A 23,075-nucleotide genomic window follows, 5' to 3' on the forward strand; every position below is an offset into this window, starting at 1 on the left:
TTTCGGGATCTACCGAGTCGGATGAAACTTCGCTGTCAGCGCTGCCTCGTGTCAACACCCCTGCGTCATGACCGACCGGTGAAGAATCTGACGCCGCATCAGAAAAGCTCTTCCGTCGTCCGCCGCGCTGCGGCATCCTGCGCGCATGCAGACGGAGCTGAGCAAGAAACTGGGGATCGAGCACGCCGTCTTCGGCTTCACGCCGTTCCCTGCGGTGGCCGCGGCCATCAGCAGGGCCGGGGGCTTCGGTGTGCTCGGTGCGGTCCGCTACGCGGCACCCGACGAACTCAAACGCGACCTCGACTGGCTCGACGGACATGCGGAAGGACGGCCCTACGGCCTCGACGTCGTCATGCCCGCCAAGAAGGTCGAGGGCGTCACAGAGGCCGACATCGAGGCGATGATCCCGCCGGAGCACCGGACGTTCGTCCAGGAGACCCTCGCGAAGTACGGCGTCCCGGAACTCGCCGAGGGCGAGGCGTCCGGCTGGCGCATCACCGGCTGGATGGAACAGGTCGCCCGCAGCCAACTCGACGTCGCCTTCGACTACCCGATCAAACTCCTCGCCAACGCGCTCGGTTCACCGCCCGCCGACGTGATCGCGCGCGCCCACGAGCACGACATCCTCGTCGCCGCCCTCGCGGGCAGCGCCCGGCACGCCCGCAAGCACGCCGACGCGGGCATCGACGTCGTCGTCGCCCAGGGCTACGAGGCCGGCGGCCACACGGGCGAGATCGCCTCCATGGTCCTCACCCCGGAGGCCGTCGAGGCCGTCGACCCGCTGCCGGTCCTGGCGGCGGGCGGCATCGGCAGCGGCCAGCAGGTGGCCGCCGCGCTCGCACTCGGCGCGCAGGGTGTGTGGCTGGGCTCGGTGTGGCTGACGACGACCGAGGCCGACATGCACTCGCCCGCCGTCACCCGCAAGCTGCTCGCCGCGGGCTCCGGCGACACGGTCCGCTCGCGCGCGCTGACCGGGAAGCCCGCGCGCCAACTGCGCACCGAGTGGACGGACGCCTGGGACGACCCGGCCGGGCCGGGACCGCTGCCGATGCCGCTGCAGGGACTGCTCGTCGCCGAGGCCGTCTCGCGCATCCAGAAGTACGAGGTGGAGCCCCTGCTCGGCACACCCGTGGGGCAGATCGTGGGCCGGATGAACGAGGAGCGCAGCGTCCAGGCGGTCTTCGACGACCTGACACGCGGCTTCGAGAAGGCGATCGACCGCATCAACAAGATCGCAGGACGGTGAGTGAAGAGCATGAGCACACCCCCCAACAGCACGCCTCCCAACGGCTTCTGGGCGCAGGCCGCCGCCGATCCCGACCGCACGGTCCTGATCGCCCCCGACGGGGAGCCGTGGACGGCGGGGCGGCTGCACGTTGCCTCCAACAAGATGGTCCACGGCCTGCGCGCGGCCGGTCTGGAACGCGGTGACGCCTTCGCGGTCGTCCTCCCCAACAGCGTCGAGTTCTTCACCGCCTACCTCGCCGCCTCGCAGGCCGGGTTCTACCTCGTCCCGGTCAACCACCACCTCGTAGGCCCTGAGATCGCCTGGATCGTCTCCGACTCCGGCGCCAAGGTGCTCATCGCGCACGAGCGGTTCGCCGACGCGGCCAAGTCCGCCGCCGACGAGGCGGGCCTGCCCGACACCCACCGGTACGCGGTCGGGGACGTCGAGACCTTCCGCCCGTACACCGAACTCCTCGACGGGCAGGACGAGTCGGCGCCCACCGACCGCACGCTCGGCTGGGTCATGAACTACACGTCCGGCACGACGGGCCGCCCTCGCGGCATCCGCCGCCCGCTCCAGGGCAAGCTCCCCGAAGAGGCGTACCTCGGCGGCTTCCTCGGCATCTTCGGCGTCAAGCCCTTCGACGACAACGTGCACCTGGTGTGTTCCCCGCTGTACCACACGGCCGTCCTGCAGTTCGCGGGTGCCGCCCTGAACATCGGGCACCCCGTCGTCCTCATGGACAAGTGGACGCCCGAGGAGATGCTGCGCCTCATCGACAACCACAAGTGCACGCACACGCACATGGTGCCGACCCAGTTCCACCGGCTCCTCGCGCTCCCGCAGGACGTGAAGGACCGCTACGACGTGACGTCCATGCGGCACGCGATCCACGGCGCCGCCCCCTGCCCCGACCACGTCAAGCGCGGCATGATCGACTGGTGGGGGACCTGCGTCGAGGAGTACTACGCGGCGAGCGAGGGCGGCGGCGCGTTCGCCACCGCAGAGGACTGGCTGAAGAAGCCGGGCACGGTCGGAAAGGCCTGGCCCATCAGCGAGTTGGCCGTCTACGACGACGACGGCGAACCGCTGCCCGCCGGTGAGCTCGGCACCGTCTACATGAAGATGAAGACCGGCGGATTCTCGTACCACAAGGACGAGGCCAAGACGAAGAAGAACCGCATCGGCGACTTCTTCACGGTCGGCGACCTCGGTGTGATCGACGAGGACGGCTATCTCTTCCTGCGCGACCGCAAGATCGACATGATCATCTCGGGCGGCGTCAACATCTACCCCGCCGAGATCGAGTCCGCGCTCCTCACCCACCCGGCCGTCGCCGACGCCGCCGCGTTCGGGATCCCGCACGACGACTGGGGCGAGGAGGTCAAGGCGGTCGTCGAGGTCGCGGAGGGCCGCGCGGCCGGTGACGCCCTGGCGGCCGAGATCCTCGCCCACTGCGAGACCCAGCTCGCCGGCTACAAGCGCCCCAAGAGCGTCGACTTCATCGAGACGATGCCCCGCGACCCCAACGGCAAGCTCTACAAGCGCCGCTTGCGCGATCCGTACTGGGAGGGGCGGACCAGGGCGGTCTGAGACCGCCCCGGCCCGCACCGGTCAGCCGCGCACCCGCACCACCTTCAGTGCGGGCGACGCGAGGATGTCCTTCTCACAGAAGCGCTCCGTGACCCACTTCTTCTTGGAGAAGAGGTGGGTCTGGTCGCTGTAGTGCGGCGAATTCGGGTTCGAGGACTGGGAGTACGTCAGCAGGGTGCGCGCCACCGGGCAGCGCCCGCCGTCCCAGCCGACCGCCTGGATGTAGCTCGACCCGGTCGTCACGTCGGTGTAGCCGCCGCCCGCGGCGTTCCACACCGGCTCGGCCTTGTTCCACACACCGAGCGACTCCGTGCCGCCGTGCACCGGGATGCGGTCACCCCCGCGCGTCACGAACTGGTGGTCGCCGAGCTTCGCGTCCAGCGGGATGTTCGCGCCCTTCAGCTCGGCCACCGTGTCGGCGAGCGCCGTCGCGAAGCCGGGCGCCTGCGTGTTCAGCGTGTTCGGCGTCTTCACCGGGTCCGCCGCGGAGAACGGCACCTTCCACAGCTGCGCCGCGGGCACCGCCGCCGTCAGCTTGCGCCAGAACCGGTCGAAGAGCAGGGCGCCCCGGCTGTCGGTGTCCATGGTGCGGTCCCAGGTGCCGATCACGTCGCAGGCCCGCGAGACGTCAACCGCCGCGCCGTTGGTGGCCGTTGCCGTGCCGCCGGGCAGCGCCGCGCACGCCTTCGCCGTGTCGGCCGCCGTCAGATCGGCGGCCGGGACGCGGTCGGCGAACTGCTGCCGCTGCAGGTCGGAGACCCTCAGGCCGCCCTTGTCCGCCATCCCCGCGACGTCCTCGACGGCGCCGCGCGTGCGCATCGAGCGCTGCGTGCCGATGGTGCCGAAGACCCGCTCGTAGCCGGTGAGCGGCTTGTCGAGGTTGGCGAGCCAGGCGCTGTCGTTGGAGTTCTCCGCGTACGGGGCGTCCTTGAGCACCGGCATCCTGGACGGGCCGAAGATGCCCGGCTGCACCGCGTCCTTGTCCTTGCCCAGCGCGCAGTCGCCCTTCGACCCGTCGAGGACCGCGACACCAGAGGCCGGATACGTCGCCTTGCCGAGCGTCGTCGAGCACCGCGCCGCCAGCTCGTCGGTGATCCGCGGCAGCACCTGCGACTGCGTGAACAGCGAGTGCCCCGAGGAGTCCGCCGCGATCGTGTTCACCCACGGCAGGCCCTGCGTGCGGCGCAGTGACGCACGCACGTCCTCGGTCGAGCGGGCTTTGCTGAAGCCGAGCGCCGTGTCGGACGCCCGCAGGTTGACCGCGTTCGGGTCGTTCAGGGCGTAGGCGGTCGTCGGGGTCCAGGGGAGCGGAAGCTGGGCCCCCAGGTTGGTGACGACCGGTCCGTAGCGTGTCCACCACTGGGTGCGTGTCACGTCCTCGCCGCCCTTCACGGGCACGGTCACGGACCGCTTCGTCATCCTCTCCTTCTTGCCGTCGACCACGTACGTCGTCGGGTCGGCCGGGTCGAGGGTGAGCTGGTGGAGGTTGAGCGTGACGCCCGTGGCGACCGTGTGGCTCCACGCGACGTGTTCGTTGTGGCCGATCGAGATGCCGGTGCTGCCGAGCAGCGTCCCGCCCATGACGTTCAGTTCGCCGGGGATCGTCTGCTGCGACTGCCAGAAGCGGCGGCCGCCCTGCCACGGATAGTGCGGATTGCCGAGCAGCAGGCCCCGCTTGTTCGCCGTGGCCGCGCCACTGAACGCGACCGCGTTCGAGCCCATGTCGGAGTCGTCCTGCGCGAACAACTCACGGGCGGCACGGGCTGCTTCGGACGAGTCGGGCTGGGCCTGCGGGGTGCCGGTGGTCGGGGGCTGCGCGGCCGTGATGCCGTCGATGCCGCGCCCCTGCCCGCCGAGCACCGCGAGTGCGAAACCGCGCGTCGCCACGTCCAGCTCCGTCACCGGCTTGACCCAGTCCGCGCCCTTGCACGCCGGGTCGGTGATCCGGTTCTGCTTGAGCCACGCGTTGTACCCGGCGGCCCAGCCGCGCATCGCGTCCTTCGTGGCGCGGCTCGGGCCCGCGGGCGCCCGCTCGGCGAGCAGCTTCTCCACCGTGCGCGTCTGGCGGACACCCTTGAAGTACAGATCGCTCGAAAGGTTCTTGGTGGCCGACGACAGCGAGCCGTCGGGCGCCGCGTCCGGACCGAAGGCGCGCGACCGTTCGCCGCGCAGCGTCACGAACCCGTCGGCGAGCGTGCACACCTGGTCGGCGGCCTGCGCCCACCCCGTGCCGAACCCGAGGTTCGCGTAGTCCTTGGCGACGATGTGCGGAATCCCGTACTCGGTGTACCGGATGGTGGCGGACAGGCCGCCGCCGTGCGGCTGCTCGCCGCGCTCCGCCGCGGCGGACGACACCGAGGCCGTGCCGGTGAGCGCGGTCAACAGGGCGACCCCCAGGGCCGCGAGGCGTCTGTGTCCCGGACGTGTGCGCATCGTGCTCCCAACTGCAGTGTTGGCACGGGCAATTGATCGAAGTGAAGCGCCGCCGAGCGTACCAACCGGTATGTCCCGTGCAGAGGGGGACGACAGAGGTGCATCGCACCGGGAGGGAGACAAGGGCCGCTGACGCCGAGGCGTGCAGGCACCCGGCGTCAGCGGCGAAGGGGATCAGCGAACGGGTGGTGTCCGCTGCCTCACTCCTGCTTTCGCCCCGCACGGCCGGATCGGATGCACCGATCCGGGACTTCGTCCGCGCCGTCCGCCGTCCGGCGCCTTGACCTCACGTCCGCCACCACTGAGGATCACGCCATGACGAGGTCACCGGCCGCCGAAGCCGCCAGCAGCACCGTCGACGGAGTCCTGCGCCGCAGCGCGCGCCGCACCCCGGCGCGCGTCGCCCTGCGCTACGGGCCGCGTTCATGGACGTACGAGGAACTCGACGACGCGGTGTCCCGGGCCGCCGGGGCGCTGCGCGCCGAGGGGCTCGTGCCGGGCGACCGGGTCGGCGCGTACGGGCACAACTCGGACGCGTACCTGATCGGCTTCCTCGCCTGCTCGCGCGCGGGACTCGTGCACGTCCCGGTCAACCAGAACCTGACCGGCGACGACCTCGCGTACATCGTCAGCCAGTCCGGCACCACGCTCGTCCTCGCCGATCCCGGCATCGCGGGCCGGCTCCCCGACGGCGTACGCGTGCTGCCGCTGCGCGACGCGGACGACTCGCTGCTCGCCCGGCTCGCGGCGAGCGCGCCGTACGACGGGGAGCCGCCGAACGCCGACGATCTGGCGCAGCTGCTCTACACGTCGGGGACCACGGCGCTGCCCAAGGGTGCCCGGATGACGCACCGCGCCCTCGTCCACGAGTACGTGAGCGCCATCCACGCCCTCGACCTCAAGGAGACGGACCGGCCGGTGCACGCGCTGCCGCTGTACCACTCGGCGCAGATGCACGTGTTCCTGCTGCCGTACCTGGCGGTGGGCGCCGTGAACACGATCCTCGACGCACCGGACGCGGGCCGGGTCTTCGACCTGGTGGAGGCGGGGGACGCCGACAGCCTGTTCGCGCCGCCGACGGTGTGGATCGGTCTCTCCCAGCACCCCGAGTTCGCCGCCCGTGACCTGGGCGGCCTTCGCAAGGCGTACTACGGCGCCTCGATCATGCCGGTCCCGGTCCTCGAACGTCTGCGCGAGCGGCTGCCGGGCCTCGCCTTCTACAACTGCTTCGGGCAGAGCGAGATCGGTCCGCTCGCCACCGTCCTCGGCCCCGACGAGCACGAGGGGCGGATGGACTCCTGCGGGCGGCCCGTGCTGTTCGTCGAGGCGAAGATCGTCGACGACGAGGGCAAGGAGGTGCCCGACGGGACGCCCGGCGAGGTCGTCTACCGCTCCCCGCAGCTGTGCGACGGCTACTGGGACAAGCCCGAGGAGACCGAACAGGCCTTCCGGGACGGCTGGTTCAGGTCCGGCGACCTCGCGGTGCGCGACGCCGAGGGCTACTTCACCGTCGTCGACCGGGTGAAGGACGTCATCAACTCCGGCGGCGTGCTCGTCGCCTCGCGCCAGGTCGAGGACGCCCTCTACACCCACCCGGCCGTCGCCGAGACCGCCGTCGTCGGGCTGCCCGACGAGCGGTGGATCGAGGCGGTCACGGCGGTCGTGGTGCGCGGCGCCGACGTGGACGTCACCGAGGAAGAGCTGATCGCCCACGCGCGCGAGCGGCTCGCCCACTTCAAGGCGCCCAAGAGGGTCGTCTTCGTGGACGAGCTGCCGCGGAACGCCTCCGGCAAGATCCTCAAGCGGGAGCTGCGCGACCGGTTCGTGTGACGGGCCTCTGCGGTCCTCGGTCCGTGGGGATCCGCCACCCGCGGTCCGTGCGTGTCAGCTCCCGGAACCCGGCGCCGCGCATGAGCTCGATCCGGTCCCCGTCGTCCGCGTCCTCATAGCCGAGGAGCCGGTCCACGCCGCACAGCCCCAGCCAGTCGGCGGCCTGCGCGAGCAGTTGGTGCACCGGCTCCTCGTGGTGCCCGGCCGCCTCGACGTGCAGGTTGCCGATGTCGGCGAGGCCGGGGGACCGGCCGATCCGTTCGGGGCGGCCGAGGGCGGTGTCGACCTCGACGAAGCCGAGGGCGGCGCCCGCGTCGTCGTACGCGGTGAAGCGTGTGCCGCACTCGCCCAGGGTGCGCTCGAAGACGAGGCCCGGCCGCGACTGCGGGCGGGGCAGTTCGGGCACCCGCGCGATCAGCACGACCTCCGTGCCACCGGTGTGCCGGAACCCGGCGCGCCGGTACGCCGCGTGGATGTGCGGCCACGGCCGGGGCACGCCGTAGACGGCGGGCGCGGGCAGCGCACCGTCGGCGTGGCAGACACGGGGTCGCCAGCGAGTGAGCTGCGCGAGGCACGCGGCCAGCAGCAGCTCCGCGGCCCGCTCGGAGTCGGGCCATAACGAGGCCGGCGGCCGGTGCACGAACCAGGTGATCTCGGCGGCGTCCCGGTAGTCGCCGCCGACCGAGGTGTCCGCCCGGTAGCGCAGCAGATGGGCCGCGGCCACGACATGGTGGCGCTGTTCGGCGACGAGGGTCACGCGCTCGGCGACCCACGGGTCGGTGATGAACTCGTCCGGCTGCCGCTCCAGGCTGCTCAGCACGGTGTTCACGGAGACGGAGAGGCCGGGGACGACGGCGGCGACATGCGCGTTGATCAGCGTGGTCAGCTGGTCGCGGTCGTCGCGACGGAAGGGGCGTACCGCTGGCTCGGCGGACATGCGGGACCTCCGGATACGGAGAACGGGTCGGAGGCCGCCGTGCGATGCGGTACGCGCACCACGGTACGACGGCCCGGTGGCGGTGCGCCACCGATCCGCACCCCCGCGATCAAGCGGTGACGATGTCCTTCCGCAGGGGGCACAAGGTCTCCGAGACCGTGCCGATGATCTCCTTGTCGACGCCGAACTCGGCGAGCGAGGCTTCGAGGTGCTCGACGACGCGGGTGAAGGCCGCGTCCGTGATGCCGAGTCCGGCGTGCGCGTAGACCATGACACGGCCGGGGTATATCTCGGTGGAACCCAACGCCTGGCCCACGAAGATGCGTTGGTGCTCCTTCAGCCTGTCGAGGTCGATGTCGGTGAAGTAGTGCGTCAGGTCTGCGTCGGCAAGGATCTTCTCGTAGAGCAGCTCGACGACGGCTCGGACGGTGTCGGCTCCGCCCAGACGATCGAAGAGGTTCGGACTGACCCTGTCTGCGAGCGGGTTGAGTGCGATGTGAGTCATGTGACAGAGCGTAAGGGTCGGTGGGCGGTGGGTCATGAAGACCGCACAAACATGCGTGTGAACCTGTGTACGGCGACTGCTGTAGGGCTGGTTCAGCGTTTCCGCTCGTCCACGATGCGTTTGATCTTGCCCACCGACCGCTCCAGGGATTCCGGTTCGACGACCTCCACGGCCACCGTCACCCCCACCCCGTCCTTCATCCCGGCCGCGATGGCGCGCGCCGCCGTCTCCCGCTCCTGCGGTGTCGCGTCCGGCCGGGCCTCGGCCCGCACGGTGAGCGCGTCCATCCGGCCCTCGCGGGTGAGGCGGAGCTGGAAGTGCGGTGCGACGCCGGGCGTGCGCAGCACGATCTCCTCGACCTGCGTCGGGAACAGGTTCACTCCCCGCAGGATCACCATGTCGTCGCTGCGCCCGGTGATCTTCTCCATGCGCCGGAAGGCGGGCCGCGCCGTCCCCGGGAGCAGCCGCGTCAGGTCCCGCGTCCGGTACCGGACCACGGGCATCGCCTGCTTCGTCAGCGAGGTGAAGACCAGCTCGCCGGGCTCGCCCTCCGGTAGCACCTCACCCGTGATCGGGTCGACGACTTCCGGATAGAACTGGTCCTCCCAGATGTGCAGCCCGTCCTTGGTCTCGACGCACTCCTGGGCGACGCCGGGCCCCATGACCTCCGACAGGCCGTAGATGTCGACCGCGTCGATCCCCGCCCGCTCCTCGATCTCGCGCCGCATCTCCTCGGTCCACGGCTCGGCGCCGAAGATGCCGACCTTCAGCGAGGTGGTGCGCGGATCGACGCCCTGCCGCTCGAACTCGTCGAGGAGCGTGAGCATGTACGAGGGTGTCACCATGATGATCTCGGGCTTCAGGTCCAGGATCAGCCGCACCTGGCGCGACGTCATGCCGCCGGACGCCGGAATGACCGTGCACCCGAGCCGCTCCGCCCCGTAGTGCGCGCCGAGCCCACCGGTGAACAGGCCGTACCCGTACGCCACATGGATCTTGTGCCCCGGCCTGCCGCCCGCCGCGCGGATCGCCCGCGCCACCATGTCCGACCACATCGACAGATCGGCGTCGGTGTAGCCGACGACCGTGGGCAGGCCCGTCGTGCCGCTCGACGCGTGCAGCCGGCGCACCTCGGACTGCTCCACGGCGAACAGCCCGAAGGGGTAGTTGTCCCGCAGGTCCGCCTTGGTCGTGAACGGGAAACGTCCCAGGTCGGCAAGCGTGCGGCAGTCCTCGGGCCGCACGCCCGCCTTGTCGAACGCCTCGCGGTAGAAGGGCACCCGCTCGTAGACCCGGTGCAGCGTGCCGCGCAGCCGCTCCAGTTGCAGCGCGCGCAGTTCGTCCGCGCCCAGCCGCTCGCCCTCGTCCAGCCAGTCCGTCTCCATCGACGCCATCGCACGCACTCCCGAAACTCCCGACCGATCATTCGGTTGCCCTGCTGTGGATCAGTAAGTCAAGGAGGTGCCGTGGTCGTCAAGACGTGCGACGTGCCGGTCTGCGATCGGGGCCGCCGTCAGCGGGAGGCCGGGGGCTTCCAGACGAACGGCGTAGTGGTCCCGAGCGCGACGAACCCCAGGCGTTCCAGGATCGGCCGGCTGTGCGGCGACGCGTCCACCTGGACGTACGCGAATCCGTGCGCGGCGGCGATGCGGACCCGGAAGGCGACGAGCGAGCGGTAGATGCCGCGGCCGCGCCACGCGGGCACGGTGCCGCCGCCCCACAGGCTCGCGAAGGCCGTCCCCGGATGCAGCTCCAGGCGGGCGGCGCTCACCGGCTCGTCGCGGTGCAGCGCCACCACCGCGGGGACCGTGGCCGGATCCCGGGCCAGCTCGGCCCGGAGCAGGTGGCCGATGACGGCGGGGCGGCCGGTGTCGAAGGCCTGCTCGTGCACCCGCTCCACCAGTTCCACGTGCGCGTCCTCGGTGACGGGAAGCAGCCGGATGCCCGCCGGGGGCTCCGCGTCGACGGGCAGCGCGGCGATCTCCGCGACCAACAGCGTCTCCGTCTCCTCCGCCACGAACCCGGCGGCCGTCAGCCGGTCGGGCAGGTCGCTGGGCCGGTCGTGGGAGTACGTCTTCCACTCGAAGCTCCGGCCCGCCCCGCCGAAGAACCGCACCTGCGCGGCGATCGCCGCGTCCGCTCCGCGCTCGTCGAGGTCCGACCACAGCACCCCGTTCCACCCCGCCGCCGGGCCGACGTGCCGCACGACGGCGCCGTCCCGCTCGACCCGCGCCCCCGCCTCGTCCGGGCGGGCCTCGCGCCTCAGCTCCCGGTCGAACAGCTCCCACACCGCCGCTTGATCCATCCGGTCACTCCAGCACCGGGGCAGGGGCCCGGCAACCGAAAAAACCCGACCGTGGAAGGGAACACCCTTGCTAGGGTGCGCCGATGACAACGATCAAGAAGGTTCAGATCACCTTCGACTGCGCGGAGCCCGTCCGGGTCGCCCGGTTCTGGTGCGAGGTGCTCGGCTACGTCATGCCGCCCGGGGCCGACGAGGACGCATCCTGGTCCGCCGCCGCGGATCCCACGGGGGAGGGGCCCCGCCTGTTCTTCCAGACGGTCCCCGAGGGGAAGTCCGTCAAGAACCGGGTGCACATCGACGTACGGGCGGGCAGCGGCCTCGTGGGCGATGAGCGGCTCGCCACCCTCGAGGCCGAGTGCGCGCGACTGGTCGCACTTGGTGCAACGCACCTGTACACGCAGTACGCCGACGAGGAGAACGAGTCCTGCATCACGATGCAGGACGTCGAGGGCAACGAGTTCTGTCTCGACTGAGCCCCGTCGGAGGTGGCCCGGCGGAGGGGCCTACGCGTCGCCCTCCGCCGCCACCTGCCGCGCCCACCGGTAGTCCGCCTTGCCGCTCGGCGAGCGCTGGATCCGGTCCGTGACGACCAGCTGCCGGGGAATCTTGTAGCCGGCCAGGTGGGAGCGGCAGTGGGCCTGCACGGTGTCCAGCGTCAGCGTGTCCGCCCCGTCCATGAGCTGGACCACCGCCGCCACGTGGTTGCCCCACTTCTCGTCCGGCACGCCCGCCACGAGCGCGTCGTAGATGTCGGGGTGCGACTTGAGGGCCTGCTCGACCTCCTCCGGGTACACCTTCTCGCCGCCCGTGTTGATGCACTGCGAGCCGCGACCGAGGACGGTGACGATGCCGTCGGCGTCGACCGTCGCCATGTCGCCGAGCAGCACCCACCGCTCGTCGCCCTTCTGGAAGAACGTCTCCGCGGTTTTCGCCGGGTCGTTGTAGTAGCCCAGCGGTACGTGGCCGCGCTGCGCGATCCGCCCGACCTCGCCGACCGCGACCGGCTCGTACGTCAGCGGATCCACCACCTGCGTACGGGAGTTCACCTGCACGTGGAAGCCGGCGCCCGCGCCCGATCCGGCCGTCGCGGTGCCGTTGAAGCCGGACTCGGAGGAGCCGAAGTTGTTCAGCAGCATGGTGTTCGGCACCAGCTCCTGGAACTGGGCGCGCACCGTGTCCGACATGATCGCGCCCGAGGACGAGACGCTGAACATCGAGGAGCAGTCCGTGCCCTTCAGGGGGCCCTTGAGCGCATCGATGAGCGGGCGCAGCATCGCGTCGCCCACCAGGGACATGCTCGTCACCTTCTCCTTCTCGATGGTGCGCAGCACCTCCTCCGGCGCGAACTTGCGGTGGATGACCACGCGCTGCCCGAAGTTGAAGCCGATGAACGCCGTGAGCGTCGACGTGCCGTGCATCAGCGGGGGAGTGGGGAAGAACGTGATGCCGTCGCCGCCCGCCGCGACCCGCTCGGCCAGCTCCTGCGGCCGTGACACCGGCTCACCGGTGGGCGCCCCGCCGCCCAACCCCGCGAAGAACAGGTCTTCCTGACGCCACATCACGCCCTTGGGCATACCCGTCGTGCCACCGGTGTAGATGATGAACTGGTCGTCGGGCGAGCGCGGCGCGAACCCGCGCTCCGGGGAGGACTGCGCCGTCGCCTCCTCGAAGTCCACCGCCTTCAGCGGCGGCGCGTCCGCCTCGGGGGCGCCCACGCGCACCAGGTGGCGCAGCTTCTCGGCGCGCGGCAGCGCCGCCGCGACCCGCGGGGTGAACTCGGCGTCGAAGACGAGCGCCGCGAGGTCCGCGTCCTGGTAGAGGTAGACCAACTCCTCCTCTACGTAGCGGTAGTTCACGTTCACCGGGACGACGCGCGCCTTGAGGCAGCCGAGGGCCGTCTGCAGGTACTCGATGCCGTTGTAGAGATGCAGGCCCAGGTGCTCACCGGGGCGCAGCCCGGCGGTGATCAGATGGTGCGCGACGCGGTTGGCCGCCGCGTCCAGCTGTGCGTACGTGAGCCGGCGCTCCGCGCCCGTACCGGGGTGATCCACGTAGACGAGCGCCTCGCGGTCGGGGACCACGTCGACGACCGACTCGAACAGGTCGGCAAGGTTGTACTCCACCGCGCTCCTCCTGATCCAGGCCGCAACTCTCGTGGCCGTCATAAGAACAGAACGGGCAGTAAGGGGGAAGGGGCTCCGCACAAGAAATCTGACTGGGTGTCAGAAAACTCTTGAACTGGCACGTGCCCTACTGCAACCTGTTCCAGGTCCGAGGCTGCGGCTGACTGGAGGACCCGTCATGGGTGGCACCGAACATCTCGACGTGCGCCGCGAGGGCGCCACGCTCGTACTCACGCTCAACCGGCCCGAGGCCAAGAACGCGCTGTCCCTGCCGATGCTCGTCGGCCTCTACGACGGATGGCTGGAGGCCGACGCGGACGACGCGATCCGCTCCGTCGTGCTCACCGGGGCGGGCGGCGCCTTCTGCGCCGGCATGGACCTCAAGGCGCTCGCGGGCAAGGGGATGGAGGGCGAGCACTACAGGGACCGGCTCAAGGCCGACCCCGACCTGCACTGGAAGGCGATGCTCCGCCACCACCGGCCCCGAAAGCCCGTCATCGCGGCCGTCGAGGGGCACTGCGTCGCCGGTGGCACCGAGATCCTCCAGGGCACGGACATCCGGGTGGCGGGGGAGTCGGCCACGTTCGGGCTCTTCGAGGTCAAGCGCGGGCTCTTCCCCATCGGCGGCTCGACCGTCCGGCTGCCCCGCCAGGTGCCGCGCACCCACGCCCTGGAGATGCTGCTGACCGGGCGCCCCTACCCGGCACCGGAGGCCGCGGCCATCGGACTCGTGGGCCGCGTGGTGCCCGACGGCACCGCCCTCGACACCGCCCTGGAGATCGCCGAACAGATCAACGCCTGCGGCCCGTTGGCCGTCGAGGCGGTCAAGGCCTCCGTCTACGAGACCGCCGAGATGACCGAGACCGACGGCCTCGCCTCGGAGCTGAAGCGCGGCTGGCCCATCTTCGACACCGCCGACGCGAAGGAAGGCGCCCGCGCGTTCGCGGAGAAGCGCCCGGCCGACTTCCGGCGGAAGTGAGGCCCGCGGCCGTGCCCCTCAGTCCCGTACGCCCACACGTCAAGGAGGCCTCATGACATCCACCGCCCAACCCGAGGTGCTGCGCGCACCGTTGGTCGTGGAGTTCCCGTTCACCCGCTCCCTCGGACCCGTCCAGTCCGCCTTCCTCAGCGGCCTGCGCGACCGGACCGTCCTCGGGGTGAAGACCGGCGACGGCAAGGTGCTGGTCCCGCCCGTCGAGTACGACCCCGTGACCGCCGAGGAGATCCGCGACCTCGTCGAGGTCGGCGCCACCGGCACCGTCACCACCTGGGCCTGGAACCCCGAGCCCCGGCGCGGCCAGCCCCTCGACACCCCCTTCGCCTGGGTCCTCGTCAAGCTGGACGGCGCCGACACCGCCCTGCTGCACGCCCTCGACGCCGCGGGCCCCGACGCCGTGCACACCGGACAGCGCGTCCGCGTCCGCTGGGCCGAGGAGCGCGAGGGCGCCATCACCGACATCGCCTGCTTCGAACCGTACGACGGTGCCGACACGCCGTCCCACGTCGCCCCGCACAGCGGCGAGTTCGAGAACCCCGTCACCGGCATCGTCGCCGAGGCCCGCCTCGACTACACCTACAGTCCCGGCGGCGCCCAGACCCGCTACATCAACGCCCTCGCCGATCGCCGCACGGTCGGCGAGCGCTGCCCCTCCTGCCACAAGGTGTACATCCCGCCCCGCGGAGCCTGCCCGACCTGCGGCGTCGCCACCACCGACCAGGTCGAGGTCGGCCCCGGCGGCACCGTCACCACGTACTGCATCGTGAACATCAAGGCGAAGAACCTCGACATCGAAGTCCCGTACGTCTACGCCCACATCGCCCTCGACGGCGCCGACCTCGCCCTGCACGGCCGCATCGCCGGCATCCCGTACGACCAGGTGCGCATGGGACTGCGGGTCGAACCGGTGTGGACGGAGGGCGGGCGCTACCCGGACCACTACCGGCCCACCGGCGAACCCGACGCCGATTACGACACCTACAGGGAGCTGATCTGATGCGGCCGCCGATCCGGGACATCGCCGTCGTCGCCTTCGGGCAGACCGACCACACCCGTACCTCCGACGAACAGTCGGAGGTCGAGATGCTGATGCCCGTCCTGCACGAGGTCCTCGCCAGCACCGGACTGAAGACCAGCGACATCGGGTTCACCTGCTCGGGATCGAGCGACTACCTCGCCGGGCGCGCCTTCTCGTTCACCATGGCGCTCGACGGCGTCGGCGCCTGGCCGCCGATCTCCGAGTCGCACGTGGAGATGGACGGCGCGTGGGCGCTGTACGAGGCCTGGACCAAGCTGCTGACCGGCGAGGCCGACACCGCGCTCGTCTACTCGTACGGCAAGTCCTCGCCCGGCTCCGTACGCGATGTGCTCACCCGCCAGCTCGACCCGTACTACGTCGCCCCGCTGTGGCCCGACTCCGTCGCGCTCGCCGCCCTCCAGGCGCAGGCGCTGATCGACGAGGGCCACACCGACGAGCCCGCGCTCGCCGGGGTTGCCGCCCGCAGCAGGGAGTCCGCGGCGGGCAATCCCCACGCCCAGTTGCGCGGGAACGTCCCCCACGGCGATTACGTCGTAAATCCGCTGCGCACCGGTGACTGCCCGCCGATCGGGGACGGGGCGGCCGCCGTCATCCTCGCCGCGGGGGACCGCGCCAGGGAGCTGTGCGAGCGGCCCGCCTGGATCCGCGGCATCGACCACCGCATCGAGGCGCACAGCCTCGGCGTGCGCGACCTCACCGACTCGCCCTCGTCCCGGCTCGCCGCGAAGAACGCCGGAGCCTTCGAACGGCCCGTGGACACCGCCGAGTTGCACGCCCCGTTCACCTCGCAGGAGGTCGTCCTGCGCCGGGCCCTCGAGCTCGGCGACGACGTCGACGTCAACCCGTCCGGCGGCGCGCTCGCCGCCAACCCGGTGATGGCCGCGGGCCTCATCCGCATCGGCGAGGCCGCCGCCCGCATCCACGCGGGGAACTCCGGGCGCGCGCTCGCCCACGCCACCTCCGGGCCCTGCCTCCAGCAGAACCTGGTCGTCGTACTCGAAGGGGAGGACCAGTGATGAGCAAGGCCGTGAACAAGGAGCCGGTGGCGGTCGTCGGGATCGGGCAGACCAAGCACGTCGCCGCCCGCCGCGACGTGTCGATCGCGGGCCTCGTCCGCGAGGCGGCCGGGCGCGCCCTTGAGGACGCCGAGTTGACCTGGGCCGACATCGACGCCGTCGTCATCGGCAAGGCGCCCGACTTCTTCGAGGGCGTCATGATGCCGGAGCTGTACCTCGCCGACGCGCTCGGCGCCGTCGGCAAGCCGATGCTGCGCGTGCACACCGCGGGCTCCGTCGGCGGCTCGACCGCGCTCGTCGCCTCGAACCTGGTCGCGGGCCGCGTCCACGGCACCGTCCTCACCCTCGCCTTCGAAAAGCAGTCGGAATCCAACGCGATGTGGGGGCTCTCGCTGCCCATCCCGTTCCAGCAGCCGCTGCTCGCCGGCGCGGGCGGATTCTTCGCCCCGCACGTGCGCGCGTACATGCGGCGCACCGGCGCCCCCGACTCCGTGGGCTCCCTTGTCGCCTACAAGGACCGGCGCAACGCCCTGAAGAACCCCTACGCCCACCTCCACGAGCACGACATCACCCTGGAGAAGGTCCAGGCGGCACCGATGCTCTGGGACCCCATCCGCTACTCCGAGACCTGCCCGTCCTCCGACGGCGCCTGCGCGATGATCCTCACCGACCGCGCGGGGGCGGAGCGCTCGCCGAAGCCGCCCGCCTGGATGCACGGCGGCGCCATGCGCAGCGAACCCACCCTCCACGCGGGCAAGGACTTCGTGTCCCCGCAGGCCGGCAAGGACTGCGCCGCCGACGTGTACCGGCAGGCCGGGATCGCCGACCCGCGCCGCGAGATCGACGCCGTCGAGATGTACGTGCCGTTCTCCTGGTACGAGCCGATGTGGCTGGAGAACCTCGGGTTCGCGGACGAGGGCGAGGGCTGGAAGCTCACCGAATCGGGTGTCACGGAGCTCGACGGTGACCTCCCCGTCAACATGTCGGGCGGCGTCCTGTCGACCAATCCCATCGGCGCCTCCGGCATGATCCGCTTCGCCGAGGCCGCTCTCCAGGTGCGCGGTCAGGCCGGGGAACACCAGGTCGACGGCGCGCGGAAGGTCCTCGGACACGCCTACGGCGGCGGCTCGCAGTTCTTCTCCATGTGGCTCGTCGGCTCCGAACCGCCCGGCCGATGAACGCGCGTTGACCAACACCGCCCTTCGCGGCCTGTGCGCAGCACGCACCGATCGCTAGGCTGACGCACGGACGACGAACCGGGAGGAGCACGGACGTGGCCGAGAGCACCATCGACCAGTACCCGCTCATGGGGTGGGAGAAGCCGGACCTGGACCTCAGCAAGGCGGATTGGCGGTCCAGCAGCGGGGGCCAGGGCGATGTCCAGATCGCCTTCGTCGAGGGCTTCATCGCGATGCGCAACGGCGGACGACCCGAGAGCCCGTCCCTGATCTTCACACCGGCCGAGTGGGGGGCGTTCGTGAGCGGCGCCCGCGAGGGCGAGTTCGACCTCACGTAGTCGCCGCGCGGTTCATTTGGTCCGGTTTCCGACACAGGACCAACGGCCCTGTCCTGTGGCCTCGGCATTTGCGAGCCTGGCCACAGGAACAGCCGGTCAATGAGGGCGCGGCGACGCGCCCAGTGTCGGAGGCGAAGAGATCATGCCAAGCCCGCACCACTTGCCCGTCCTCGCCGCGGTGGACGGATCCGACGACAGCCTCCGGGCCCTGGAATGGGCGCTCGCCGAGGCCACCCGACGCGGCGCCGAGCTGCGCGTCGTGCACGTACGGCAGTACGCGCCGTTCCTCCAGGCCGAGGTGCTCGTGGCGGGCCCCGAGGAGCCGGAGAACGACGCGTACCTCGCGGAGCTGCGCAAGGACCTGGAGAGCCGCGAGGGGCTGCCGCCGCTCGAGTTCATCAGCCGGGTCGGCCTGCCGGCCGTGGTGCTGTCCGAGATGAGCGGCGAGGCCCAGCTGCTCGTCCTCGGCTCGCGCGGGCGCGGCGGCTTCGCCGGTCTGCTGCTCGGCTCGAACAGTGTGGCGGCGGCGCGCGACGCGGCCTGCCCGGTCGTCGTCGTACCGCCGCCGGGGCGCGAGGTGCACGGCGACAAGGTCGCGGAACCGGGACCGCGCGTCGTGGTCGGACTGAAGGCGGAGGAGCCGGACCACGCGACGCTGGCCTACGCGTTCGACCACGCGGCGCGGTCGGGTGCGCGGGTGCAGGTCGTCGCCGCCTATCCGTGGCCGGTCCTGGCCTGGACGGCGTACGGGGACTTCACGCCGAGCGCCCTCGACCAGCAGGCGGCCGAGCACGACACGCTTCGAGTGGCCGACGAGACTCTCGCCGATCTGCGCGAATCTAACCCTAAAGTTGAGGTTGAGGTTTTGGTGGTTCCGGGGGACGCGGCGGGCAGTCTCGTCGAGAACTCGCGGGACGCGGAGCTCCTCGTCGTCGGCCGCCACCGCCGCCGCCTGACCCGCCCCGCCCCCATGCTCGGCTCGGTCACCCACGCCGCTCTGCTCCACGCGGCGAGCCCGGTCGCGGTGGTCCCGCCCGAGGCCGACTGACCCCTCCACAAAAACGGCTTCAGCGCAGGACGACACACCCCCGCCCGGCCAGCTCGTCGAGCAGGCCGGGCGGAAGGCGCACGGCGTTCCAGCGCAGATCGAGCTTCTCCAGGCAGGGCAGCTCCGCGAGCCACTGCGGAACCTCCCGCAGCCGATTGGCCCGCAGGTCGATGCGGCGCAGGCGCGGCAGCCCGCGCAGCGCGCCGGGCACGGCGTCGAACGCGTTCTCCCGCAGCTCCACCTCCCTCAGCTCCGCCAGCTCCCCGACGGACGCGGGCAGCGCGGAGAGCCGATTGCCCCGCAGCCACAGCTCCCGCAGCGCGGTGAGCCCGCCGATCCCGTCCGGCAGCTCGGTGAGGCGGTTGTGCTGCGCGCGCAGCTCCACGAGCCCGGTCATCGTCCCGAGCGTCGAGTGCAGCGCCGCCAGCCGGTTCTCGCCCACATTCAGATACGCGAGCCGGTCGAGACGGCCGAGCGATTCCGGCAGTGCGGTGAGCCGGTTGTCGTGCAGATACAGGAAACGCGTCAGGCCCGTGAGACAGCCCAGCTCCGCCGGGACGGTGGTCAGCCGGTTGTGCCCGAGATCCAGGGTGTGCAGGCCGGTCAGTGTGCCGATGCGCTCGGGGAGGCGCGTGAGCCGGTTGTCGGCGAGCAGCAGCACCTGAAGGTCGGGGCGCCGCCACACCTCCTCCGGCACGGCGTCCAGACCGGCCCGCCAGTAGTCGAGCACCGGCCCGATCATGGCCACAGCAACTGTTTGCGCCACCCGTCGGTGTCGTCGTGCAAATACGCGAGGCGGGTGTGGCGGCGGTTCTTGTCGCCCTGCCAGAACTCCACGGACTCCGCGCGCACCGTGTGCAGGGTCCAGCCGGGCGCCACCGCGTCGGGATCCTCCGCGAGCCGGTCCTGCGCGGCCGTCACCGCGGCGTCGCGTTCGGCGAGACTCGACAGTGGGCGCGACTGGCGGCCGAGCAGGGCCTCCGCCCTGGCCGCCGCCCCGCGGGCCCGGAAGTCGGCCGCGCAGGCCTCCGCCGATTCCCGGACGACGGGCCCGCGCACCCGTACCTGGCGCGCCAGGGGTGACCAGTAGAACGTGAGCGCCGCGTAGGGGCGCACGGCCAGATCGTGTGCCTTGACGCTGCCGCCGTCCGACGCGAACTGCCAGCCGGTGTCCGTCACCGCCTTGAGGATCAGGGTCCGGGCCTGCGGATCGCCGTCCGCGCCCGCCGTGGAGAGCGTCATCGCGTGCGGCTCCCGCACTCCGGCGGCCAGCGCCCCGAGCAGCCAGTCGGCGAACAGCTCCCGGGGAGTGTCCGGCGTCGCGGCCGGATCGAACGTCGGCAACTCGCCGGAGAAGACCTCGAGACCGCGCAACAGCTGACGCAGATCGTCCATGGTGCCCTTTCGTACGTCTGTTCCCGGCCCCGTACATTAACGGACCCTGGCTGCGCCGGACTTCGTACGGAGAATGTCGCATCACACTCCGGTTCAGGCGCCCGGGCGTACGCTGAGGTGCCTGGAAGTCGCGGTGCGCGACCGTGCCGCGGGTGGGGGTGCGCCATGGTGCGAAGCGATGGCCGGGGCCGGCGGACGCTGTTCGAGCGGGACAGCGAACTCGCCGCCGTGGACGTGGTGCTGGACGAGCTGGCCGGGCTGCCGCGGGGCGGAGGAGACCCCCCGGACCGGCCGCACGGGGCGCTGCTCGCCGTCGCCGCGACCGCAGGACTCGGCAAGACCACGCTCCTTTCCGAGGTGCGCCGCAGGGCCGCCGCCAAGGGCTGTACCGTCCTCTACGCACGCGGCGGCGACCAGGAGCAGGGCGTCGCCTTCCACGTCGCACGCCAGCTCCTCCAACCACGCCTCGCGGGCGGCTCCGCCGCGGACCTCCGCGCCACGCTCGGCAGTTGGTACACCATCGTCGGCCCCGCCCTCGGCCTCTGCGCCCCCACCGACGGCGCGCCGCCCGACCCACAGGGCCTGCGCGACGGACTCGACTGGGTGCTCACCCACCTCGCCGTACAACAGGCCCCCATGGTCCTCGTCCTCGACGACGCCCACTGGGCCGACCCCGAGTCCCTGAGCTGGCTCGCCGCGTTCGCCCCACGCGCCGAGGAACTGCCCCTCCTGCTCGTCGTCGCCTACCGCCCCGAAGAACTCCCCGACCACGCCGAAGCCCTGCGCGGACTGCCGGGCCGGTCCGGCCGCCGCGCCCTCGGACTCGAACCGCTCAGCGCCTCCGCCATCGCGGGACTCGTCCGGGAGACCCTCGGCGGCCACGCCGACGACGCGTTCTGCCGCGAGTGCTGGGCCGTCACCGCGGGCAACCCCTTCGAGGCGGTCGAGCTGACCGCGAAGGTCCGCGACCGCGGCCTCGTCCCCACCGAGAACGGCGCCCACCTGCTGCGCGACCTCGCCGCGGCTGCCAAGGGCAGCGGCCTCGTCGCCCGCATCGAACGCCTCGGCGCCGCCACCGTCCGCTTCGCCTGGGCCTGCGCCGTCCTCGGCACCGAGATCGTGCCCGAACTCGCCGCGAACGTCGCCGGGCTCGGCCCCGAGGACGCGGCCGACGCCACGGACCGGCTCCGGATGGCCCGCGTCCTCACCGGCGTGGAACCCCTCGAATTCGTCCACCCGCTGATCGCCACCGCCGTCTACCGCGCCATCCCCGGCGGAGTCCGCGTCGCCCTGCACGGACAGGCCGCCCAGGCCGTCCTCGACGCGGGACTCGGCCCCTGCGCCGCCGCCCGGCACCTCCTGGAGACCCACCCCGAAGGCGACCCGTGGGTCGTGCGCCAGCTGCGCGCCGCCGCCTGCGAGACCGTCCGCACCGGCGCCCCGGACGCCGCCCGCCGCTACCTCGCCCGCGCACTGCGCGAACCCCCGGCCTTCGACGACCGCGCCGCCGTCCTCTACGAACTCGGCAGCGCCTCCCTGCTCACCGAACCCGCCACCACCGTCAACCACCTGCGCGCCGCCCTCGAAGAACCCATCACCGACCCCGCCCTGCGCCACGGCATCGTCTACCGCCTCTCCCAAGTCCTCGCCCACACCGACCGCCTGGCCGAGGCCTCCGAGACCCTCGCCCGCGAGATCCGCGTCACCGACGACCCGCGCGTACGCCTGCGCATGCAGGCCGAACAGTTCATGTGGGACGCCTTCCGCGCCGACGAACCCGACTCCCCGGCCCGCTCCCGGCGCCTCGCCAAACTCGCCGACCGACTCACCGGACGCGACCTCACCGAGCGCTACCTCATCGGCCTGCGCACCTGGGACGCCACCCTGCGCGGCGAGCCCGCCGACTCGGTGATCCAGTACGCCGAGCGTGCCCTCGCCGGCGGACTGCGCTGGGCCGCGGACGAGGACCGCGGCTTCGAGGTCCCCGTCCTCGTCGCGATGGCCTTCCTCTACGCCGACCGACCCGGCCGCACCGAGGAACTGTTCGTGGAGGGCATCGCCGACTTCGAGCAGGCGGGCTGGCGCGGCGCCCACCTGTCCTTCGCGTACACGCTCCTCGGCTACGTCCGCTACCGGCGCGGCCGGCTCGCCGAGGCCGAGGACTTCGTCCGCGCGGGCCTGCGCCTGGCCCGGCGCGTCGGCCCCGGCACCCCCGCCCACTGGTACGCCGTCGGCACCCTCGTCGAAGTGCTGCTCGCGCGCGGGCGGGCCGCCGAGGCCAAGGAGGTGGCGGACGCGAACGCCTTCGGGCCGCCGTTCCCCGCCGCCGTCGTCTTCCCCGACGCACAGACCGTGTACGGCGAACTGCTCCTCGCGCTCGGCCGGACCGAGGACGCCGCCGAGGAGCTCGCCGCGGCGGGCCGCAGACTCGACCCGCGCGGCATGCGCAACCCCGCCTGGTGCCCCTGGCAGCTGCACCTCGCCCGCGCCGAATCGCCCGACGCCCCCGAGCGGGCCCGGGCCCTCGCCGAGGACGCCGTCGAGCGGGCCCGGCACTACGGGGCGCCGTCCGCCGTGGGCCAGGCCCTGCGCACGGTGGCCGAGGTCTCCGCGGGCAGCGAGCGCGCCAAGCTCCTGGAGGAGTCCGTCGCCCACCTGGAGCGCTCACCCGCCGGCTACGAACTGGCCAGCTCGCTCGTCGCCCTCGGCGCGGAACTGCGCGGGGCCGGTCGCGCCGACGAGGCCGCCGACCACCTCTACCGGGGCCTCGACACGGCGGTCGGCTGCGGCGCCGACGGCCTCGCCCAGCGCGCCCGCGACGAGCTGGCCGCGGCGGGACTGCGCCCGCGGCCGCTGCACAGCGCCGTCACGGACACGCTGACCGCGCGGGAGCGGGCGGCGGCGCGGTGCGCTGCGCGCGGCTCCTGTCCGTCGGAGGTCGCCGCGCAGCTTCACCTGGACGAGCCGACGACCGTACGGCTGCTTTCGGCCGCGTACCGGAAACTGGGCACGAACCCGCAGGGGCTTGCGACGGCCCTGGGGGAGTAGGCCACTGCTGTGGTCAGGCGTTCCGTTCCGCGGGACGACTGCCCACAGCCGTGACCGACCCG

The 23,075-nt window shown here is 71.9% G+C and carries 19 protein-coding genes; 11 read left to right on the plus strand and 8 right to left on the minus strand.

Going from position 1 to position 23,075, the window contains the following annotated elements:
• Window positions 1–145 precede the first annotated feature (145 nt).
• Window positions 146–1,246, plus strand: coding sequence for an NAD(P)H-dependent flavin oxidoreductase (locus ACY34M_RS23490; protein WP_462720005.1), 1,101 nt, complete (start codon window positions 146–148; stop codon window positions 1,244–1,246).
• A 9-nt stretch (window positions 1,247–1,255) separates the two neighbouring features.
• Window positions 1,256–2,821 (plus strand): acyl-CoA synthetase, encoded by a 1,566-nt coding sequence (locus ACY34M_RS23495; protein ID WP_462720006.1) that lies wholly within the window; start codon window positions 1,256–1,258, stop codon window positions 2,819–2,821.
• 21 nt (window positions 2,822–2,842) lie between these two features.
• Here the strand turns inward: ACY34M_RS23495 and ACY34M_RS23500 are convergent, their stop codons facing one another.
• Window positions 2,843–5,254 carry a penicillin acylase family protein gene (locus ACY34M_RS23500; protein ID WP_462720007.1) on the minus strand — a complete coding sequence of 804 codons (2,412 nt, stop codon included), beginning with the start codon at window positions 5,252–5,254 and terminating at the stop codon, window positions 2,843–2,845.
• 315 nt (window positions 5,255–5,569) lie between these two features.
• Between ACY34M_RS23500 and ACY34M_RS23505 the strand changes: the two genes are divergently transcribed.
• Window positions 5,570–7,084 carry an acyl-CoA synthetase gene (locus tag ACY34M_RS23505; protein ID WP_462720008.1) on the plus strand — a complete coding sequence of 505 codons (1,515 nt, stop codon included), beginning with the start codon at window positions 5,570–5,572 and terminating at the stop codon, window positions 7,082–7,084.
• Here the strand turns inward: ACY34M_RS23505 and ACY34M_RS23510 are convergent.
• From ACY34M_RS23510 to ACY34M_RS23525, 4 genes are all read right to left on the minus strand, one after another.
• Window positions 7,053–8,021: an N-acetyltransferase gene (locus ACY34M_RS23510; protein ID WP_462720009.1), complete on the minus strand. Its 969-nt coding sequence runs from the start codon at window positions 8,019–8,021 to the stop codon at window positions 7,053–7,055. The two genes, ACY34M_RS23505 and ACY34M_RS23510, sit on opposite strands and share 32 nt — an antisense overlap.
• A gap of 109 nt (window positions 8,022–8,130) precedes the next feature.
• The gene (locus ACY34M_RS23515; protein ID WP_462720010.1) at window positions 8,131–8,526 is read right to left on the minus strand and encodes a group I truncated hemoglobin; all 396 of its coding nucleotides are present in this window, start codon (window positions 8,524–8,526) and stop codon (window positions 8,131–8,133) included.
• A gap of 92 nt (window positions 8,527–8,618) precedes the next feature.
• Window positions 8,619–9,920: a phenylacetate--CoA ligase PaaK gene (gene paaK, locus ACY34M_RS23520; RefSeq protein WP_462720011.1), complete on the minus strand. Its 1,302-nt coding sequence runs from the start codon at window positions 9,918–9,920 to the stop codon at window positions 8,619–8,621.
• 119 nt (window positions 9,921–10,039) lie between these two features.
• Complete coding sequence (locus ACY34M_RS23525; protein WP_462720012.1) at window positions 10,040–10,831, minus strand: GNAT family N-acetyltransferase; 792 nt, start codon at window positions 10,829–10,831, stop codon at window positions 10,040–10,042.
• A gap of 83 nt (window positions 10,832–10,914) precedes the next feature.
• On the opposite strand from ACY34M_RS23525, the gene ACY34M_RS23530 reads away from it, so the two are divergent.
• Window positions 10,915–11,304, plus strand: a complete 390-nt coding sequence (locus tag ACY34M_RS23530) for a VOC family protein (RefSeq protein ID WP_462720013.1) — start codon at window positions 10,915–10,917, stop codon at window positions 11,302–11,304.
• 30 nt (window positions 11,305–11,334) lie between these two features.
• Here ACY34M_RS23530 and ACY34M_RS23535 read toward each other — a convergent pair whose 3' ends face one another.
• A complete protein-coding gene (locus tag ACY34M_RS23535; RefSeq protein ID WP_462720014.1) occupies window positions 11,335–12,954 on the minus strand; it encodes an acyl-CoA synthetase in 1,620 nt (539 codons plus the stop codon).
• Between the two features lie 178 nt (window positions 12,955–13,132).
• Between ACY34M_RS23535 and ACY34M_RS23540 the strand changes: the two genes are divergently transcribed.
• The 6 genes from ACY34M_RS23540 to ACY34M_RS23565 all read left to right on the plus strand — a co-directional run bounded on the left by ACY34M_RS23540 (window position 13,133) and on the right by ACY34M_RS23565 (window position 18,570).
• The gene (locus tag ACY34M_RS23540) at window positions 13,133–13,933 is read left to right on the plus strand and encodes a crotonase/enoyl-CoA hydratase family protein (protein WP_462720015.1); all 801 of its coding nucleotides are present in this window, start codon (window positions 13,133–13,135) and stop codon (window positions 13,931–13,933) included.
• A 52-nt stretch (window positions 13,934–13,985) separates the two neighbouring features.
• On the plus strand, window positions 13,986–14,948 hold the full coding sequence (locus ACY34M_RS23545) for a Zn-ribbon domain-containing OB-fold protein (RefSeq protein ID WP_462720016.1): 963 nt from the start codon (window positions 13,986–13,988) through the stop codon (window positions 14,946–14,948).
• Entirely contained in the window at window positions 14,948–16,006 is a 1,059-nt protein-coding gene (locus ACY34M_RS23550) for a thiolase domain-containing protein (RefSeq protein ID WP_462720017.1), read from the plus strand. Before ACY34M_RS23545 ends, ACY34M_RS23550 begins: the two co-directional genes overlap by 1 nt.
• An 11-nt stretch (window positions 16,007–16,017) precedes the next feature.
• Window positions 16,018–17,184, plus strand: a complete 1,167-nt coding sequence (locus ACY34M_RS23555; RefSeq protein WP_462720204.1) for a thiolase domain-containing protein — start codon at window positions 16,018–16,020, stop codon at window positions 17,182–17,184.
• Window positions 17,185–17,279: 95 nt separating this feature from the next.
• On the plus strand, window positions 17,280–17,522 hold the full coding sequence (locus ACY34M_RS23560) for a DUF397 domain-containing protein (RefSeq protein ID WP_462720018.1): 243 nt from the start codon (window positions 17,280–17,282) through the stop codon (window positions 17,520–17,522).
• A gap of 142 nt (window positions 17,523–17,664) precedes the next feature.
• Entirely contained in the window at window positions 17,665–18,570 is a 906-nt protein-coding gene (locus ACY34M_RS23565; RefSeq protein WP_462720019.1) for a universal stress protein, read from the plus strand.
• A gap of 19 nt (window positions 18,571–18,589) precedes the next feature.
• On the opposite strand, the gene ACY34M_RS23570 is transcribed toward ACY34M_RS23565, so the two are convergent.
• Window positions 18,590–19,312, minus strand: a complete 723-nt coding sequence (locus ACY34M_RS23570; RefSeq protein WP_462720020.1) for a leucine-rich repeat domain-containing protein — start codon at window positions 19,310–19,312, stop codon at window positions 18,590–18,592.
• Complete coding sequence (locus ACY34M_RS23575) at window positions 19,309–19,965, minus strand: pyridoxine/pyridoxamine 5'-phosphate oxidase (protein WP_462720021.1); 657 nt, start codon at window positions 19,963–19,965, stop codon at window positions 19,309–19,311. Before ACY34M_RS23575 ends, ACY34M_RS23570 begins: the two co-directional genes overlap by 4 nt.
• 165 nt (window positions 19,966–20,130) lie before the next feature.
• Here ACY34M_RS23575 and ACY34M_RS23580 point away from each other — a divergent pair, with 165 nt between their 5' ends.
• Window positions 20,131–23,013: an ATP-binding protein gene (locus tag ACY34M_RS23580; protein ID WP_462720022.1), complete on the plus strand. Its 2,883-nt coding sequence runs from the start codon at window positions 20,131–20,133 to the stop codon at window positions 23,011–23,013.
• The last annotated feature ends 62 nt before the right edge of the window (window positions 23,014–23,075 follow it).

Source organism: Streptomyces sp. EDA2-14 (assembly GCF_054963755.1).

Coding starts and splice junctions, on each gene's coding strand:
- ACY34M_RS23490 (WP_462720005.1), top strand. CDS start 146: ATGCAGACGGAGCTGAGCAAGAAACTGGGGATCGAGCACGCCGTCTTC.
- ACY34M_RS23495 (WP_462720006.1), top strand. CDS start 1,256: ATGAGCACACCCCCCAACAGCACGCCTCCCAACGGCTTCTGGGCGCAG.
- ACY34M_RS23500 (WP_462720007.1), bottom strand. CDS start 5,254: ATGCGCACACGTCCGGGACACAGACGCCTCGCGGCCCTGGGGGTCGCC.
- ACY34M_RS23505 (WP_462720008.1), top strand. CDS start 5,570: ATGACGAGGTCACCGGCCGCCGAAGCCGCCAGCAGCACCGTCGACGGA.
- ACY34M_RS23510 (WP_462720009.1), bottom strand. CDS start 8,021: ATGTCCGCCGAGCCAGCGGTACGCCCCTTCCGTCGCGACGACCGCGAC.
- ACY34M_RS23515 (WP_462720010.1), bottom strand. CDS start 8,526: ATGACTCACATCGCACTCAACCCGCTCGCAGACAGGGTCAGTCCGAAC.
- paaK (WP_462720011.1), bottom strand. CDS start 9,920: ATGGCGTCGATGGAGACGGACTGGCTGGACGAGGGCGAGCGGCTGGGC.
- ACY34M_RS23525 (WP_462720012.1), bottom strand. CDS start 10,831: ATGGATCAAGCGGCGGTGTGGGAGCTGTTCGACCGGGAGCTGAGGCGC.
- ACY34M_RS23530 (WP_462720013.1), top strand. CDS start 10,915: ATGACAACGATCAAGAAGGTTCAGATCACCTTCGACTGCGCGGAGCCC.
- ACY34M_RS23540 (WP_462720015.1), top strand. CDS start 13,133: ATGGGTGGCACCGAACATCTCGACGTGCGCCGCGAGGGCGCCACGCTC.
- ACY34M_RS23545 (WP_462720016.1), top strand. CDS start 13,986: ATGACATCCACCGCCCAACCCGAGGTGCTGCGCGCACCGTTGGTCGTG.
- ACY34M_RS23550 (WP_462720017.1), top strand. CDS start 14,948: ATGCGGCCGCCGATCCGGGACATCGCCGTCGTCGCCTTCGGGCAGACC.
- ACY34M_RS23565 (WP_462720019.1), top strand. CDS start 17,665: ATGCCAAGCCCGCACCACTTGCCCGTCCTCGCCGCGGTGGACGGATCC.
- ACY34M_RS23570 (WP_462720020.1), bottom strand. CDS start 19,312: ATGATCGGGCCGGTGCTCGACTACTGGCGGGCCGGTCTGGACGCCGTG.
- ACY34M_RS23575 (WP_462720021.1), bottom strand. CDS start 19,965: ATGGACGATCTGCGTCAGCTGTTGCGCGGTCTCGAGGTCTTCTCCGGC.
- ACY34M_RS23580 (WP_462720022.1), top strand. CDS start 20,131: ATGGTGCGAAGCGATGGCCGGGGCCGGCGGACGCTGTTCGAGCGGGAC.